Origin of the sequence: Bacillus sp. REN16 (genome assembly GCF_020731355.1) — a bacterium.
GTDB lineage: Bacteria > Bacillota > Bacilli > Bacillales > Bacillaceae_L > Ferdinandcohnia.
This window is the reverse complement of sequence record NZ_JAJFZK010000006.1, coordinates 162244-179715: the sequence shown is the minus strand read 5'-3', so window position 1 is coordinate 179715 and position 17472 is coordinate 162244. Positions and strand designations below refer to the sequence as shown.

The 17472-nt window shown below is 36.0% G+C and carries 17 protein-coding genes; 4 read left to right on the top strand and 13 right to left on the bottom strand.

The genetic code is table 11. The annotated features are described in order from the left end of the window. Window positions 1–38 precede the first annotated feature (38 nt). From LKW28_RS09895 to LKW28_RS09885, 3 genes are all read right to left on the bottom strand, one after another. A complete protein-coding gene (locus tag LKW28_RS09895) occupies window positions 39–971 on the bottom strand; it encodes a manganese-dependent inorganic pyrophosphatase (protein WP_229140202.1) in 933 nt (310 codons plus the stop codon). Window positions 972–1060: 89 nt separating this feature from the next. Further along, window positions 1061–1354, bottom strand: coding sequence for a DUF6509 family protein (locus LKW28_RS09890; RefSeq protein ID WP_229140201.1), 294 nt, complete (start codon window positions 1352–1354; stop codon window positions 1061–1063). Window positions 1355–1608: 254 nt separating this feature from the next. Then, window positions 1609–3159 carry a transposase gene (locus LKW28_RS09885; protein ID WP_229140200.1) on the bottom strand — a complete coding sequence of 517 codons (1551 nt, stop codon included), beginning with the start codon at window positions 3157–3159 and terminating at the stop codon, window positions 1609–1611. 253 nt (window positions 3160–3412) lie between these two features. On the opposite strand from LKW28_RS09885, the gene LKW28_RS09880 reads away from it, so the two are divergent. Beyond that, a complete protein-coding gene (locus LKW28_RS09880; protein WP_229140199.1) occupies window positions 3413–3613 on the top strand; it encodes a hypothetical protein in 201 nt (66 codons plus the stop codon). A 39-nt stretch (window positions 3614–3652) separates the two neighbouring features. Here the strand turns inward: LKW28_RS09880 and LKW28_RS09875 are convergent, their stop codons facing one another. The 4 genes from LKW28_RS09875 to LKW28_RS09860 all read right to left on the bottom strand — a co-directional run bounded on the left by LKW28_RS09875 (window position 3653) and on the right by LKW28_RS09860 (window position 8140). Then, window positions 3653–4447, bottom strand: a complete 795-nt coding sequence (locus tag LKW28_RS09875) for an ABC transporter ATP-binding protein (RefSeq protein WP_229140198.1) — start codon at window positions 4445–4447, stop codon at window positions 3653–3655. After that, the gene (locus tag LKW28_RS09870; RefSeq protein WP_229140197.1) at window positions 4422–5453 is read right to left on the bottom strand and encodes an ABC transporter permease; all 1032 of its coding nucleotides are present in this window, start codon (window positions 5451–5453) and stop codon (window positions 4422–4424) included. The genes LKW28_RS09875 and LKW28_RS09870 overlap by 26 nt, the downstream gene beginning before the upstream one ends. Window positions 5454–5471: 18 nt before the next feature. Beyond that, window positions 5472–6485, bottom strand: coding sequence for an ABC transporter substrate-binding protein (locus LKW28_RS09865; protein ID WP_229140196.1), 1014 nt, complete (start codon window positions 6483–6485; stop codon window positions 5472–5474). A gap of 317 nt (window positions 6486–6802) precedes the next feature. After that, complete coding sequence (locus LKW28_RS09860; RefSeq protein WP_229140195.1) at window positions 6803–8140, bottom strand: hemolysin family protein; 1338 nt, start codon at window positions 8138–8140, stop codon at window positions 6803–6805. A gap of 234 nt (window positions 8141–8374) precedes the next feature. On the opposite strand from LKW28_RS09860, the gene LKW28_RS09855 reads away from it, so the two are divergent. Beyond that, window positions 8375–8908, top strand: coding sequence for a YceI family protein (locus LKW28_RS09855; protein WP_229140194.1), 534 nt, complete (start codon window positions 8375–8377; stop codon window positions 8906–8908). A gap of 33 nt (window positions 8909–8941) precedes the next feature. On the opposite strand, the gene dacB is transcribed toward LKW28_RS09855, so the two are convergent. The 5 genes from dacB to LKW28_RS09830 form a co-directional block, all read right to left on the bottom strand. Then, entirely contained in the window at window positions 8942–10369 is a 1428-nt protein-coding gene (dacB, locus tag LKW28_RS09850; RefSeq protein ID WP_229140193.1) for a D-alanyl-D-alanine carboxypeptidase/D-alanyl-D-alanine-endopeptidase, read from the bottom strand. A 189-nt stretch (window positions 10370–10558) separates the two neighbouring features. Continuing rightward, complete coding sequence (locus LKW28_RS09845) at window positions 10559–11389, bottom strand: undecaprenyl-diphosphate phosphatase (RefSeq protein ID WP_229140192.1); 831 nt, start codon at window positions 11387–11389, stop codon at window positions 10559–10561. A gap of 61 nt (window positions 11390–11450) precedes the next feature. After that, entirely contained in the window at window positions 11451–12065 is a 615-nt protein-coding gene (locus tag LKW28_RS09840) for a DedA family protein (RefSeq protein ID WP_229140191.1), read from the bottom strand. Between the two features lie 83 nt (window positions 12066–12148). Next, the gene (locus LKW28_RS09835) at window positions 12149–12916 is read right to left on the bottom strand and encodes an exodeoxyribonuclease III (protein WP_229140190.1); all 768 of its coding nucleotides are present in this window, start codon (window positions 12914–12916) and stop codon (window positions 12149–12151) included. A gap of 23 nt (window positions 12917–12939) precedes the next feature. Next, a complete protein-coding gene (locus tag LKW28_RS09830; RefSeq protein WP_229140189.1) occupies window positions 12940–13674 on the bottom strand; it encodes a glucose 1-dehydrogenase in 735 nt (244 codons plus the stop codon). Between the two features lie 132 nt (window positions 13675–13806). On the opposite strand from LKW28_RS09830, the gene LKW28_RS09825 reads away from it, so the two are divergent. Further along, a complete protein-coding gene (locus tag LKW28_RS09825) occupies window positions 13807–14775 on the top strand; it encodes a hypothetical protein (RefSeq protein WP_229140188.1) in 969 nt (322 codons plus the stop codon). 181 nt (window positions 14776–14956) lie between these two features. Beyond that, window positions 14957–15373, top strand: coding sequence for a transcriptional regulator MntR (mntR, locus tag LKW28_RS09820; RefSeq protein WP_229140357.1), 417 nt, complete (start codon window positions 14957–14959; stop codon window positions 15371–15373). 22 nt (window positions 15374–15395) lie between these two features. On the opposite strand, the gene LKW28_RS09815 is transcribed toward mntR, so the two are convergent. Further along, complete coding sequence (locus LKW28_RS09815; protein WP_229140187.1) at window positions 15396–17378, bottom strand: DUF4179 domain-containing protein; 1983 nt, start codon at window positions 17376–17378, stop codon at window positions 15396–15398. Between the last annotated feature and the right edge of the window lie 94 nt (window positions 17379–17472).

Below are 17472 nucleotides of genomic sequence, written 5' to 3'. Positions count from 1 at the left end.
GAAGGTTTTTTAAACCTATCGGGGCTTTCTATCCAATATTAGAGACTGTTAAATGCGTCTGTTAGTACTGGAACAACTTGTTTCTTACGTGAAACAACACCTTTTAATTCTGCTGTTTTATTTTCAAGTGTAACATTAAATGCTTTTTCTACTGCGGCTGTTTTTTGACCAATAGCAAGTCCTACAGAATCATTATTTAAAATGTCTGTAATTACCAATAAGAATAAATCCAGTCCGTTGTCACTGATCTGTTGATTCATTACGTCTTCAAGCTCACCTTGTCTTGTAAGCACATCCTGTGGGTCAACAACATTAACTTGAGCAATTTGAACTTTATTTCCATTCATTGAGAATTCTTTAGAATCTAATGATACCAACTGTTCAGCAGTTTTATCACTGACATTAGCACCTGCTTTTAACATTTCCAGACCATAGCTATCAGCGTCTACACCGGCAATTTCAGCTAATTCGCGAGCAGCTTTAACGTCTTCTTCCGTGCAAGTTGGTGACTTGAACAATAGTGAGTCAGAGATGATTGCTGAAAGCATTAAGCCTGCAACCTCTTTAGTAATTACTACATTGTTTTCTTTATAAAGCTTGTTAAGAATCGTTGCAGTACAACCAACAGGCTCTACACGAAAATACAAAGGATCACTAGTTTCGAAATTTGCTACACGGTGATGATCGATGACTTCTTTGATTTTTACATTTTCAAGTCCATCAGCACTTTGTTGACGCTCATTGTGGTCCACTAAAATAACGGATTGAACTTCATTTGCTACGTTTTCCACAAGTCGAGGTGCTTGGGCATTGAAATAATTTAAAGCATATTGTGTTTCACTGTTCACTTCACCTAAGCGAACGGCTTCCGCATCAAGACCGAGCTTCTTTTTTAGCTCAGCATATGCAATGCTTGAGCAAATTGTATCAGTATCTGGGTTCTTATGACCAAAAACAAGTACTTTTTCCATTTTTTTATAACTCCTTATTGCTTAATATGTATGATGTACTCTCTCATTTTACACAAACATTTGTTATCTATAAAGATTTTTGGACATTTTTATTCATTTTCTTCGTCTAAATGCGATTTACAAAATTCATTAATAGTGATTTCTTCTTCTTCTTCAAGCTCAAATTCTAGAACTTTTTCTGCACCTTTTTCATAAAAATAATATTGAGCAATTCGCTCACCCTTACTATCTACCGCAAAAATCACTTTAAGTTCAATACCATTTTCGGAATATAATTCATCATCTTCTGGAACCTCGATATCCAAAAAGAACTCGTAGCGGTCGCCTTCTAAAATTCCGGTTGGATCCTTTAATTTTTCTACTGAGTATCCGATAATGTTCATTGCTGCATTTCCACCCTTCGAATATGATTAACTCGGTACTTATTATATACATTCTTTCCTTACAACTGACACTCCGCACATATAAATGTGGCGGGTTCTATTATCCAAACTTCTTCTTATTTCTCCCTAGCGCCATTCGAAAAGAATGCCTAAGTACACAATAAGTCACTGGTTTAGTTCATAGAACCTTTCTCGAACAAACAGCCCAACGGTTGTTTTGCGTTCGGTAGGTAGGTCACACCCTATTATAACAATCAAGACATTATTATGCCTATACTTGAAATGGAAGGCATCAATATTTTTAATCGCTGAATTTCTAGATCGTGTTTAATGATTAAATTTCCAAAAGTTTTATCGCAAAGATCTTTATCGATTTTCTCCAAAGTATTATCAATATTTTTTATTAAAAAAGCCGAATATAAATCCCTTTGAACAGTAAAATCTGCAACTTGATTCCAGCGTTGATGAAGGTTTTTCTTTTGATAATCATTCGTCTTATGGTTATATTGGCTAGCTTTAGCTGTCCAAGTGTTTATTTTCCTGAATTTTGCACCTAGGTACTTGCATTTGTATTCTAAAATGGAAACGAAAAGAGCAGGCGCCTTATTCGCGATTGATTTTCCATATCGTTTTTTACGTTGAAACTTACCAGTTTTTTCACTAATTTTTGTCTCTTTTGCACGTTTTTGAACTGCTTGATAGTTCATGGTTTCTACATAAAATTCATCTCCAGTACGTAAAACAACATTCGCTAACCTACAATGAGATTGCCTACGTTTCTCTACCTGATTCCGCCCTATATCTTGTAATTGATCCCGAAGCTTGATGTAATTATTTGAAAACACCCATCGAACTTTATTTTTATTTTTAAATGTTCCATCAGAATTGAATTTATTAGGGTTAGTTGCACGTTTGGAACGGTCCATTTTACGTAATAGTAAACGTTTCACTTTTTCTAGTTTATCTACATCCGGCGCTAATTCACGCAGCAAGGCTACTCCATCAGAAACAATAGCCATTGTTTGGGTTCCAGGGTCAATGCCAGTCCTACCTTTGCCTAATCTTACCTTAAATAAACCAGTATCTTTATCCCGTTTAGCTGGTGGAATTCCCTTGATCACCAGTTGAACAAAGTATCTCATTTTTCCACGTATCATTTTTCTCACAATGCGACAGTATTTTATCTGTTTAAAGTTCATTAGTGCTTCTTTTGCATAGATATCTGTTTCTTTTACTTTAACAGGGACTTTTATTCCTATTACATTTACTACGTATTTGCCTTTTCCTTCTCGAAGGGTAATACCGGATTTATTTGTCTTTCCTTCAATTGAAGTCATAGCTCCGTATTTTTTAAAATGTACTTTTCGCCCATCTCCATAACGTTTCTTTTCATATGATTTCCAAGCCCGACTTGCTAGTTTCTGAGCTGTATTAATATCTAATAAGCCATTAAAATGATGTTTCATAGGTACGACGAAATTATGAATAGCATATTCTGTTAATCCAAACCGGACTTCAATTTCCTTTTGTTTGGTATACAAAGAACGAAGCTCTTTTTCAAATTTTTTTACCTTTTTTTCATCCTTTGAATGTTGAATTTTTCGACGAACCGCTTTTATACAACGACAATTTTTTCTATATTGTTTGTTGTCTTGGACTAATCGATCTCTTTTTAAAATTTCACCTAAACACGCATTTTGGATTTTTCGAGAAACTTCAAATACTTTATCGAAATGCCTTGCATCAAATTGGGTTGTAATCATTGGCAAAGATAGCACGAAACAAGGCTCGTCTTTTTTTGACATCTTCCAAACCTCCAAACGCTTGTTCTAATTATAATTTACCAAACTTTTCATACTATTTCTATTAAAACCTCAAAAAAATATAAAAAACCGAATTCCTCCCCATACTTAAAAGCAGGGGCTTCCTTCGGTTTGTTATGGTGAAAAATTTCCTGATTCCGACCGAAATAATGATTCGTACACATTTTAACACATAGGACTTCCTATGGATAAATAGAATAATAATACATGACATTGGAAAAGGAGTTGTAGTCGAATGATAATAATGAATAAAATTGCATTGTTTTTTGTGATCATATACTCCGGTATCATCTTAATGAATACGTATTTGGGGGAAACGGAACGAGTCCAGTCGAATGTCGTTATTTTCATGTTAAATGGCTTTGCCTATATTGTATCAGCGATGGAATTGGAAAGAGATAAGCAGCAATTTGTCCAAAATAAATCCACAGCGTAAAAAACGACCGCTTCGTGATAAAAGCGGCCGTTTTTCTATTTATGAAAGTAATGCGCGATCATTTGTCATCTGCGCTCCTCTGATTCGTTGGAACTCATTTAGCAATTGATCAATAGTCAAATTCTCTTTTTCCTGTTCATCAACCTCTAAAATAATTTGTCCCTTATCCATCATAATCAAACGGTTACCAAGATCAAGAGCTTGCTGCATATTATGTGTGACCATTAAAGTTGTAAGCTTGTATTTCTTTACAATCTCTTTTGTTAAGTTTGTAATTAATTCTGCACGAGCTGGATCAAGTGCTGCAGTATGTTCATCGAGTAATAAAATCGATGGCTCTGTAAAAGTCGCCATTAAAAGTGATAATGCCTGCCGTTCTCCTCCAGATAACAAACCAACTTTAGCAGATAAGCGATTTTCCAGCCCTAAATTAAGAGATTCAAGAACTTCTCTGAAGTAGTCCTTTCGTTTCTTAGTGACCCCTTTACGAAGTGATCTTGTTTTATTTCGTGAGTATGCCATTGCAAGGTTTTCTTCAATCGTCATATTCGGTGCTGTCCCTGCCATTGGATCCTGGAATACGCGTCCAATAAGCTTTGACCGTTTATGTTCAGGCAGGAACGTAACATCCTTACCCGTAATTTCTACTGATCCAGCATCAGGAATGAGCACACCGGAAATCATATTCATTAATGTTGATTTACCCGCACCATTACTTCCGATAACAGTAACAAAATCGCCTTCTTTTAACTGCAAATTAGTCCAATCAAGAGCTATCTTTTCATCTGGCGTGCCTTCATTAAAGATTTTATGAATTTGATTTAAGTGTAGCACTCACGTCACCCTTTCTTTCTGAAGGTGCACTCTTCATTTTAAGAAGTTGTTGTTGTCGTTTTGCTCTTCTGCTTTTCTCTTTTGTACCTTCAAGAATTTTAGGAAGGACTAACGCTATAATTACGATGATTGCGGTAATTAATTTCATATCTCCCGGCTGTAAGAATTCTACACGTAATGCAAGTGAAACGACGATACGATAAATAATTGCTCCGAAAATAACTGCTATTGTTGCTCTTGCAATCGTTTTGGCACCAAATAAAGCTTCACCAATTATAACGGATGCTAAGCCAATTACAATCATTCCAATTCCCATTCCGACATCGGCGAATCCACCCTGTTGCGCAATGAGAGATCCTGAAAATGCTACAAGGGCATTGGAAAGTCCTAATCCAAGGATTGTCATAAGGTTTGTGTTAGCAGAAAAGCTGGAAATCATTTTTTTGTTATCTCCAGTCGCTCTCACTGCAAGACCAATTTCTGTTCGGAGAAAAAGGTCAATTAATAATTTTATTACAAATGTAACAACAATCATGAACAGCAGGATGCCCCATGTTTTGGGCAGGCTATCACCTAAACCGATTGCTGCCAAAATCGAATTGAAAAATGAGTCTATTCCTGTTGAAGCAGATGCACCGGATACATTTGTAAAGGTTGTGTCAATATTTAATAATGAAACATTTGATTTACCCATAATTCTTAGATTGATAGAATAAAGGGCGATCATCATCAAAATACCAGATAATAATGCATTGATTTTTCCAACCGTGTGTAGTAATCCTGTGATACTACCGGCAATAAATCCAGCCACTAGTGCTAGAAGTGTTGCGATAAAAGGATGTACCCCATTTGTGATCAAAATGGCGGAAACAGCAGCTCCTGTAACGAAGCTGCCGTCAACCGTCAAATCTGGAAAATCTAGGATCCGGAAGGACAGGTATACACCAATTGCCATGATTGCATAGATGATTCCTGATTCAAATGCCCCAAATAAAGCTGTAAACATGTTGAATCATCCTTTCTTTTATTCGCCTTCGTAGATGTCAGCAATTTTTTCCCATTCAGGTTTAATTTCAATACCTTGTTCTTCCGCAGCTTTTTTGTTAATGAAAAGCTGTAGACTGTTTGGAAGTTCAACTGGAATTTCAGAAGCTTTCTTTTCACCTTTTAGAATCGCAGCAGCCATTAGTCCGGATTGGTATCCAATATCATAGTATTCAAATCCGCTTGCTGCAAATCCACCAGCTTTCATTGAATCTAGTTCACCAACGAAAAGTGGAATATCCTTATCATTTGCGACTGCAATAATAGAATCTAAAGCTTGAACTGCTGTATTATCCGTTGGAATATAGATGGCATCCACACGATCAACTAAGCTTTCAGCAGCTTGTTTTACTTCAGCCGTTGTAGAAACAGAAACCTCAACTAATTCCGCACCTTCTTGTTCTGCAAATTCTTTTACTTGCTCTACCTGTACAACAGAGTTTTGCTCACCAGAGTTATAGATAACACCGATTTTCTTTGCACCCATTTCCTTCGTGATAAAGTTAATTGTTGTTTTTGTAGCATCCGGGTGGTTATCCGTTGTACCGGTAATATTATCACCTGGCTTATCAAAAGCTTCTACTAATCCAGCACCTACTGGGTCAGTTACAGATGTGAAAATAATTGGAATTTCGCTTGTTGCATTTAGTGCAGCCATTGCACTTGGTGTAGCATTTGCAAAGATTAGGTCTACTTTGTTACCAACAAGGTTTTGTGCAATTGTTGCTGTGTTACTTTGCTCACCTTGTGCATTTTGAGAGTCAATTTTTAAGTTGTCGCCTTCATTAAAGCCTTCATCTTCCAATGCTTTAATGAAACCTTCAGTAGCAGCATCTAACGATGTATGTGGTGCATACTGTGAAATACCTACTACAAATTGCTCTTTTTCAGTGCTATCTCCAGCATCACCTGAAGTGTTATCTGAAGTACCACAGCCTGCCAAAGCTAGGAAGCCAGCTAATAACACTCCTACTAATTTACTTGAACCTTTCATGCATAATCCCCCTTAATATCCTTTTCTCTTTTTGTTTATCCTAGCATTCAATTATTTTACTAGAATAATAATTTCATACATTTATGTTTTGCTGAATTAAAGCGAAAAAGCGTTAATGTATGTCATTGTTTAATCGTTATATTACCATTCCAAGCGTTTTGCGTCAATTATTTTCTGAACATTTTACAATTTCAAGTAACATTTTTTTCGTAAAGCAAAAATCCAATTTTTTGTTTTCCTGTAATAATACGTTATCGACTTTCTGGATAATTTTGTCACCATTAAAAAAGGGCATTCCAGTTTTACTGGAACACCCTTTAATCTTTTTCGTCTTCGTTTTCTGTTGGATCAGAATTTTTAATAACATGTATTCTCATAATTCGTTTTTCATCCATTTCAACGACTCTAAATGTGTGATTTTCATAATTAATTTCTGGATGCACATCGCCGGTAGGAATATAGCCTAATTGCCCAATCACAAAGCCGCTTAATGTGTCGTATTCATCGATTGGAAGATCAATCTTTAGAAGGTCTTCAACCTCATACAAATTGATTGTACCAGCCATAGAGTAAGTATTTTCATCAAGCTGAATATATTCTTCATCATCAATTGTATATTCATCATATTCATCAAAAATATTTCCGACGATTTCTTCGATTAAGTCCTCAATTGTGACAATCCCGTCTGTCCCCCCATATTCATCAATCACAATGGCCATATGAATATTATTTTTTTGCAATTCTTTAAACAATTCATTCGTATGCTTAGATTCTAAAACAAAATATGGATCTCTCAGTAGGTTCTTCAAATTAAAGGAAGTGTCATTACAGTCATCAACAAATTTTATCAGTTCTTTTGAATGTAAGATCCCAACAATCTGATCTATGCTATCATCATAAACTGGGAAGCGTGTATATTTTTCAACAGTTACGAGATGAATGATTTCCTTTAACGTGTAATCAAGAGGTATCCCAATAATATTTGTCCGATGTGTCATGATGTCTGATACCGTTTTATTATCAAATTCAAAAATATTATTAATCATGATTTTTTCTGATTCTTGGATGGTTCCTCGTTCCTTACCTACATCAACCATCATCCGAATTTCTTCTTCAGTAACATTTTCATCTTCTGCATTTGGATCGACTCCGAATAACCGTACAAGTCCATTCGTTGACAGAGTTAACAGCTTAACAAAAGGGAGTGTTACCTTCGAAAGCATGGTTAATGGTCTAGCTGCTATTAATGAGATTTCTTCTGCTTTTTGTAATGCCAATCTTTTCGGTACAAGTTCACCAATAACTAATGTGAAGTAGGATAAAATGAGTGTTATCACAATTACGGAAATAGTGTCCAGAAGAGCTGGTGCGATAGGAACACCAATATCCGTTAACCAAGCTGTTAAATAAGTTGCAAAGCTTCCAGCCGCAAAGGCACTTGCTAAAAATCCTGCTAATGTGATTCCAATTTGAATTGTGGCTAAAAAACCACTTGGGTTTGAAAGAAGTTTATGTACCAAAATCGCTTTTTTGTCTCCGCTGTCTGCCATCATTTTTACTTTATTATCATTTAATGAAACCAATGCCATTTCAGAAGCCGCAAAAAATGAATTTAGTAAGATCAGAACGACAAGGATTAAAATTTCAACAACCATATTATTTACCTCCAAAGAATAAAAAAACAAATCGCTATTTATTAAATTCCCCTTCTCTTATAAGCATTATGCTTATTTTACTATGAGATACAATTGGAGGTATATTATAATGCTTCAAATTTTCCAAAATATATATTGACAATACGATTAGCCGGCACTATAATTTATCTTAGAGCAAGATATCTTGAATTTAAGATAATTGATGTTAAAATAATATTTTTGGAGGAAATTAGAATGGCAAACACAAAATGGGCAGTAGACGCATCACACAGCAGTATTGATTTTTCAGTAAAACACATGATGATTGCAAAGGTAAAAGGATCTTTTGAAAACTTTGAAGCTACGATTGAAGCAGATCCGACTGACCTTACAACAGCGAATATCGTATTTAAAGTAGATCTTACTAGTATTAATACAAAAAATGCAGATCGTGACAACCACCTTCGTTCTGCTGATTTCTTTGATGTAGAAAATCATCCTTCGATGACGTTCAAATCAACTTCGATTGTAAAAACTGATGATGGTGAATACGATCTAACTGGTGATTTAACAATTCGTGGTACGACAAAAAAGGAAACATTCAAGGTTGTATTTGAAGGTGCTGGTAAGGATCCTTGGGGAAATGAAAAAGCTGGCTTTAGTGCATCTGGAAGCCTAAATCGTAGTGACTATGGTTTAGTATGGAATGCTGCACTTGAAACTGGTGGGGTTCTAGTTGGAGACCAAGTAAAAATTTCAATCGAAATTGAAGCTGGAAAAGCTGAATAACACAATGGAAAAAGCAGGCTTTGTGCCTGCTTTTTAATATTCGTATAATAATGAAACAATTTTATTCTCAATTGGTTTTCCATGTGCATCGTTCATTAGATTATTCAAGAGGATTGAAAATATAAGCTCTTCCCCACTTCTTGATTTTATATAGCCTGATAAAGAGCTTACCGTTGTGATCGTTCCTGTTTTTGCTTTAATCTTCCCTGCCATTTCCGGATTTTTCAAACGATTTCTTAATGAGCCACCAATAAGACGCTCACTATTTCCCGCAACCGGTAAAGAGTGTAAAAACGTAGGAAACCAAGCTTGAGATTGAGCGGAATAGAGAAGATTTGAGATGTCGTTAGCAGATATCAAGTTCACATGTGAAATTCCAGAACCGTCTCTAATAACCATACTACTAGGGTCTACACCGATTTTTCGAAGCTCTTCTTTTACAACCGTAATCCCTTTTTCCCAGCTGCCCTCTCCATAACGGACACGCCCCATCTCCTTTACCAATGTTTCCCCATGACCATTATTACTTAGCTTCATAAAAGGAACAAGAAGCTCACTTAATGGAATGGATGTGTCTGTTGCAAGTAATGCAGCGGCATCCGGTGTTTTCCCTACCCCTTCCGTTCCAATCACATGAATTCCTTGTTTGGCTAAAGATTGTTTGAATAAGTCCAGCGTAAAACCAGTCGGCTCCCATACAGTCATCCATTCTTGAATAGGTTTCGCAGTAACTGGGATCGATCCCTCAATCGTGATAACATTCTCCCCATGTTCACGAGTAATACCAATGTCATTCTTTTCTTCTTTTTGAACCGTTTTTGTCTGATTGATTATTTTTACGTAATTGTTTGCTGGGTATAAAGAAATTTCAGCTTTGCTTCCCACTTTCTTTCCAGGAGATACCTTTACAATTATTGTCCCTGAATCATAATCCTTATTCGGGGATGAAGTTAATCCCGAAACAGCTGCACCATAATAATAGGTTTCATCGCTCCAGGTTAAATCGATTGAAAAGCGTTCATCATCATACCAGCTATCATCCGCAATGATATTTCCGAAAATCACATCGACCCCTGATTTCTTAATTTTTTTCGCCAGGATATCCAAGTCTTCCTGGAGCAGCGTAGGGTCTCCTTTTCCCTTTAAATAAAGATTTCCGGATAGTTTGTTTCCTTCGAGCTTACCGTCCGTGAGAATTTCCGTTGAAAACTGATAGTTTTGACCAAGTGCTGATAAAGCTGTTGCCGCCGTTATTAGCTTTAAATTGGATGCCGGTCGTAATCTGACATCACCAGCGTGTTGATACAGGATTTCTCCGCTTTTTGCAGACCTAATACTAATACCGGCAATGGCTCCTTTCAAGTTGGGTTCATTCATGACAAGCTGATTTAAATGCTCGAGCACTTGATTTTGAGCTGCATTAGCACTTGCTTGTTCTTGTTTTGGGTGGATGGATGGCATGATAGTGATTAAGAGCAGTAGAATAGCGAATGTTACATATTTACGAGATCTAATAACTGGTCTCCTCCTCTTCTAGTACTTTTGTACAAGTTTGGAACTATTACCATATTTTATACAAAATAGAACGTATTATGAAGAGCGATCGGAAAATTATGCACGAAAAAAAGCATCCGATAAGGATGCTTTTGATTATAAAAATACAAAATAAATGACAGCCGCAAGTACAATACGGTAAATCGCAAATGGTAATAGCTTGATTTTATCGATTAAGCGTAAGAAGAATCGAATCGAAATAAGCGCGAATACGAATGCACTTATAAATCCTGCGATAAAGATAGGCAGTAAGTCCATTGAAAAATACTCTAAATTTTTGAGAAGTGAGATTCCACTTGCTCCTGCCATAATTGGCACAGCCATGATAAAGGTAAAATCTGCTGCTGCTCTATGACTTAATCCCACAAGTACACCACCTGAAATGGTTGAACCTGAACGTGAAAATCCTGGCCATAGTGACAAACATTGAATAAGTCCTACGGTTAACGCTTGCTTGTACGTAATTTCGTCGACTGTTTGTGTATTTGGGTGGCTTGCACTATAGCGGTCAGCGGCAATCATAAGAAATGCGCCAACAACCAAACCGATTAATACATATTTTGTATCAAATAAATAAGTATCAATTGTATCCTCAAATAATACACCTAAAACACCTGCTGGAATTAAACCAACAATGATATGTGTCAAACGTAAATGCTTTGCCCCAACTGGTACAATTTTATTTTTTCGATTAAGTCCTAATAAATCGATAAACCTGTCTTTAAAAACAACGAGAACCGCTAAAATAGAGCCAAGTTGAATGACGACTTTAAACGTGTTTGCTGGGTACTTCCCAAGAAATTCCTTTGTTTTTAGCCACATATCGTCGACAATGATCATGTGACCTGTTGAGGAAACTGGTGCAAATTCAGTAAGTCCCTCAACCATTCCTAAAATTATAGCTTTAATAATTTCAATAATTTCCATCAGATATAATGTACTCCTTTTTTTATTGATGTCTATCTCCAGGCGCTTTTCGCTTTTCTAATTATCTTGTTTTTGATCGTCGCTTCGAGAAAAATATAACAAGAAATCCAATTCCCGCTAATGCAATAAGTGCATAGGTAATATTGGAATAGATGTCCATATAATGAACAATGACATCCCAAGATTCACCAAAGGCAGCCCCTAGCATCACCAGAATCACATTCCAAATTAATGTTCCAAGTGTTGTAAATAAGATAAACATCCCAAAATTCATATTGGACATCCCGGCTGGAATGGAGATCAAGCTTCTAATTAAAGGAACCATACGGCAGAAAAAGACTGTCCAGTATCCATATTTATCAAACCAAGCATCTGCTTTATGGATATCCTCCTTTGTTACCCGTAAAATCCGACCAAAGCGGTCAACAATTTTCTCCAAGCGTTCTACATCAAGTAAGCGACCAATTCCATAGAGAATAATCGCACCTACTACTGAACCGAATGTTGCAGCTATAATTACCCCTGTCACTGTTAACGACGTTTTTGTCGTCATAAATCCACCAGCAGTTAAAATAACCTCCGATGGAATGGGTGGGAAGATGTTTTCTAAAGCAATTAATAGAAAAATCCCTATATACCCAAATTGATCCATAAATTCCGTTATCCAGTTTTGCATGTTAACCTCCAAATAAGTTGCTATTCACTAAATCGATAAGCATACTTATTGTAATCTATGTTTGTCCGACTTTAAAGTATTCCTTAAAATTTTTCCGAATCGTGTAATTCCAAAACAACTGGACAATGGTCGCTGCCCATTACATGTGAATGGATTTGAGAATCCTTTAAGCGGTCCTGTAATGTTTGAGAAACAATAAAATAATCAATTCTCCATCCTATGTTCTTTTCGCGAACATTCCTCATGTAACTCCACCAAGTATATTTATCTGGTAAGTCCGGATAGAAATGTCTGAATGAGTCAAGAAAACCAGAGCCAAGCAAATCTGTCATTTTTCCGCGCTCTTCATCGGTAAAGCCAGAATTTCCTCGATTGGATTTTGCATTCTTTAAATCTATATCAGTATGAGCGACATTCAAATCACCACATAGGACAATTGGCTTCTTCTCATTTAAATGAATGAGATAATCACGGATTCTGTCCTCCCAGCTTAGCCGGAATCCAAGCCGTGCCAGATCCCTTTGTGAATTCGGTGTGTAAACATTAATTAAGTAAAAGTCTTCAAATTCTATTGTAAGGATTCTGCCTTCAGCCTCTTCATTCTCATCCCCAACTCCATAAGAGACGGAAAGTGGCTTTTCCTTTGTAAAAACAGCCGTGCCAGAATAACCTTTTTTTAGCGCATAGTTCCAATATTGATGATAGCCCTCAAGGTCTAGTTCGATTTGACCTTCTTGAAGCTTTGTTTCCTGGACACAAAAGATATCAGCATCCATTTCGTGAAAATAATCTAAAAATCCTTTCTTAACACAAGCACGCAATCCATTTACATTCCAAGATACAAGTTTCATAATCTTAAAGCTTCCTCTCTATGTTACTCCTCATATATCATTTTTCTTGTCATCCCACCGTCCACGACAAGATTAATTCCGGTAACAAAATTATTCTTTGAATCAGTCAAGTAGAGACATGCATTTGCAATATCTTCTGGTTTTCCGACTCGTTTTGAAAAATGCTGTTCGTGATCAGTTTTACGAAGATCCTCATAGCTACCTGTTTCAATCCAACCTGGTGAAATTGCATTTACTGTAATCTGATATTCAGAAAATGATGCAGCAAGAGCATGAGTAATCGCAACAATTCCGCCCTTTGTTGCTGCATAACCTTCCGAATAAGGCTCAGACATTATTGCTCTCGTTGATGCAATATTGACGATAGAGCCACCTGATTTTTTCATATATTTCGCGGCTGCTCTCGAACATAAAAACACACTTCTCAAATTTGTATTGATCACATCATCCCATTCTTCAATGGATACATCGAATGGTGACTTGAATAGATTTTTCCCAGCATTGTTTATTAAAATATCAATTTTACCATAAACTTGGAAGGTTTGGTTTACTAATTGGAGGATATCCTGTTCGTTTCTTACATCTGTCTTGATAAAAATAGTTTCCGCACCCTGTTCGTTAAGTTCTCTTGAATGCGTAATTCCAGCTTCGGCATTTATATCTGCTAAAACAACTTTTGCACCAGTTTCTGCATAAGCCTTTGCGATTCCTATCCCAATCCCATTTGCTGCTCCTGTCACAATCACAACACGAGTCATTTTTTCACCCACCTATAATTTAAGTTCAATTCTTCTTTTCCCATTATAATCTACGAATCCAATCTGGCAAAATAAAACAGAGATTTAGATATTCTAAGAATGCTAAAATGACTTATGGGAGTGAGAACGAACATGGGAAAAAAAGTGATTGTCTTTCTATTTTTGTTATGCAGTCTTCCAATTCTTTTAAGCTTAGACCCAGCAACATATGACTCATCGTATCATGCCAAATATGAATCTCCAGAAGGGATTCTGTTTCTAAGCTACTCAAAAAACTGGAATGAACCACAATTGGAAGATTTATATAAAGAATTAATAAAAAATAAACATGCTGAAGAGATCAACCTTTTACAAGAGGTCAGAGTAATGGCTGGTTTGTCGCCTTCAAATAGTATGATTACTGGAATCTATCATCCTTTTATTAGTAGCATTACCCTCTATAAAGGAAACGAGTATACAAGTGCTAGTGAATACCGGGATACTTTGTCACATGAATATGGGCACCATTTTGGCTATTATTATTTTCCTACTCACCATTTCCCGTTTTCAAAATGGGCAAAGCTAAGAGGATTAGATGATATGCCTGTTCACTGGAATGCATTTTTAAATTACTCCATTTCCGCACATGAGTGGTATCCACAGGAAATATTCGCGGATGACTATGTGCTGTTATATGGAGTTACTAATGAGGTAGATCGGGACGATGTCTATACAAACGAAGCATTCTATAAGCGAATACAGCATGAAAATCAGAAGCTAGAAAATGTACTTGGCAATAAGGAATTACAACAATTTATTGAGCAAGAAACTGGTATAAAGATTGACCACGATCGCAAATTGGAAACGCCAGAATTATCAATGGTTACTGATAACAGCTTGACATTTACTGTGGAAAAAAAGAAAGATGTTGCATACCGGTTGAATCTTGCAGACGATGAATTATATGAAATTACGGATGACCAAAGTGGGCTAATCACCTTTTCAAATATAGATTTACTAGAGAATGCTGTTGTTTCTCTGGATGTTCTTGATTTAAACACATCCATTGGTTATATGACAGATAAAATCCGACTGCATTTAGAGGATTTAATAGAAAATTAACCGCATTTCATTATATAATAAAGACATGATGTAGAACTTTATTCTGTAGAGGGTTCTACTGAATAAAGTTCTAGCCTCCGGCGGATGCCTCAGATTTTTCAAAGGAATTTTTTCGAGCAGGTCGAAAAAAATCTGGGCGCAAATACGCCAAGGCGTATTTGATTGAAAGGCGGTAATGACGATTCCGACACCGAGTATGGAAGATTATTTAGAAAAAATTTATTTATCCATTCAGCAAAAAGGCTACGCCCGAAGCGTAGATATTGCTTCTTCTTTAAATGTCCTCCCTTCTTCCGTCACAAAGATGATGCAAAAATTGGATGAAGAAGGCTTTGGAATATATGAAAAATACAGAGGCTTTGTGCTTACTGATAAAGGAACAACAGTTGCGAAAAAACTAGTTGAAAAACATGAAATGCTTGAAGACTTTTTAAAAATGATTGGCGTACAGGATAAAAATATTTATGAAGAAGTAGAAAAACTCGAGCATTATATCAGCAAAGAGACTTCTCTTTGTTTGTCGACCTTGATTGACTTTTTTGAAGAGAATCCTTCAGCTAAAAAGCAGTATCTACAATTTCGTAACGAAAAAATGTAAAAAAGCTCAGAACTGAGCTTTTTTATTTTATTTCTAAGTTAATCACTTCATCCAAATATGTTGTGCCCTGATATCCTTGTATTTGCAGCCAACCAGGAATAATTTCTTCTTCCGAAACATCATTATGAATCTCAATCAATACCTTTGTTTCATAATGGCGTGGCCTATCAATTACGTCCATGTTAGCATTAAAGCTATATTCATCTCTGTTATAGATTTTTCCTTTTCGATCGACTAATACACCCTGAATATCTGTAATTCCCATTGACATTGCTGAAGTGTTATTTGGACTAACAATATTAAAATGAATTGATTCAAATTTTCGTCCTTCATGCATTGGGGCTGTTATTTCAATTTTTGTAGGCATTCCAAGCTCCACCTTGTCGACCGAAATATCACTGCCAAGATATTCAAAGGTTTGAGGAAACGGTTGAGTCATGTCAATATCCACTTGAAAAGAATCACTGACATAATAAGAAAAGGAGCTAAAATGAATGCTAAATTCTTTCGCATTTTCAAAATACAGGGAATCAAATCTTGTTAAGAAAGATATCCCATCCCCTGTTTCGAAAAGTTGAACATTTCCCGAAAATGGATCTGGTTTTACTGTTTTTTTCTCCGTTTCAATTTCTGCAATATTTATTTCATGTATAAATTTTTTATTATTTCCCGATTCTGTTGTATATTTTAGCAAGGTTACAGTTGGGGCAAAGATGAGCTTCTTAAACTCAAATGGTATGCCATCAATCGTAGCTTTCTCAACCAAAGTATGCTCAATTGATGGTTGTTTAATAACAGGGATTTCAAATTTCCAAGTCCCTCTTATAAACGTACTCTCGTCATAAGGATCAAGCCAATCATCAATTGAAGCGCTTCTTCCAACTTTTTGTAGCTTTGAAATATTTAGTTTTATTGTTTCGTCTTCCTTTTTAATAGGTAATAAGCTGAATGTTCCTTTTACCACATTTTCTCCACTTTTTACTGGTTGAACAGGTAGTTGATTTATTGGATAGGACAGATTTTCTAAAATTTCTCCCTCATTTTCTATTGAAACGCCATTCCAAAAATTTATGCCATAGTGTTCCTCCTGTTCAATACTTTCAACCTCATAATAAATGAGGGTTTGGTAGTCATCAGCAATCGCACTTTTAATAGTAACCTTTACACCATTGTTTTCCTGGACAAGATTGAGCGGCTCACCAATACCACTCTTTAAATAAGCGATTAACTGCTCATCCTCCTTACCTTGCCAGTCTAGCCATGAATAATACACATAGCTAAATGCGTTTGTCGCATAACCAATTAATAGTAGTAAAAAGAGCGAAGAAGCAATTCCAATGCCAATGGTTGTACGTTTCTTTTTCTTTTTCCTTTTTACCTCATCTATTCTCTTTAATCTTGTGATTACATCATTAAAAAAATCCTCTTGGACTTCAATCGTTTTTACATCATCTATGAGAGTGAATATGGTATCCTGTATGGCTGCTAGGCCGTTTTGACAGGCCTGACATGTATGTAAATGTATTTCAAATTCAATTTTTTCTAGTCGGTCTAATGTGCGACTTAAATAATCAATAAATTTTTCCTGGTGGTGACCTTCCTTAAAGCCGGTTAATCTCTGAATTCCTTTATAAAGTTGGTTCCTAACTGATTCAACTGAGATTTCTAGAATTTCGGCAACATCCTGCTGTGAATACCCTTGTACGTAGGTTAAGATAAGAGCATCATCAAGATCTTCTTTTAATCTCTTCTTTTTACATTCCTCCATGATGAGGAAAATTACCCATTTTTCAAGTTCTACATCCTTTCTTTGTTTTCGAATGTTTGATTGTACTTTTATTATGACATCATATAAAACATCTTGAATGTCTGTTACATTTTCCAAATATGTCCAAGCGAGTTTATAAAAGCTATCTTTCCTTATGTCAAACCAATTAACAATTGCCCCCATGTCCTTTTCACGTATCATTTTTATTATAACGGGATCCGTTTCCGCAATGATCACAATTTATGTCTCCCCCCGGTTAAACCATTTCTTTCTTCAATATTCAACATTTATTTTATGAATCCTGCTTATATCCAAAAAAAGAACCCCATGA